The organism is Desulfovibrio desulfuricans (assembly GCF_024460775.1).
GTDB lineage: Bacteria > Desulfobacterota > Desulfovibrionia > Desulfovibrionales > Desulfovibrionaceae > Desulfovibrio > Desulfovibrio desulfuricans_E.
In genome coordinates, this window is sequence record NZ_JANFYZ010000056.1 from 1 (window position 1) to 283 (window position 283).

General features: G+C 44.2%; 1 protein-coding gene. It reads left to right on the plus strand.

The features are described 5' to 3' along the window. Positions 1-44: 44 nt before the first annotated feature. The coding region (locus tag NE637_RS15385) for an FtsW/RodA/SpoVE family cell cycle protein (RefSeq protein ID WP_256267803.1) at positions 45-283 on the plus strand (239 nt) is incomplete at its 3' end.

Below are 283 nucleotides of genomic sequence, written 5' to 3' on the forward strand. Positions count from 1 at the left end.
TAAATTCAAAGAACTTGTAGACCAACTATAAGGAGTGGAGCTGATTGACGCGTTCTGAAAAGAAAAAACGATATGACGGGATGCTTATATTTGTTGTATTGCTTCTTGTTGCCGCAGGGCTTGTGATATTGTACAGCACAAGCGCTTACAATGGGCAGGTGAAATTTCACGATCCGTTTCATTATTTGAAAAAGCAGGGGTTTGCGACACTGCTAGGACTGTTTGGTATGGCGCTTATCGCCCGCGTTGATTATCATAAATGGGTTCCGCTGGCGATTCCCGC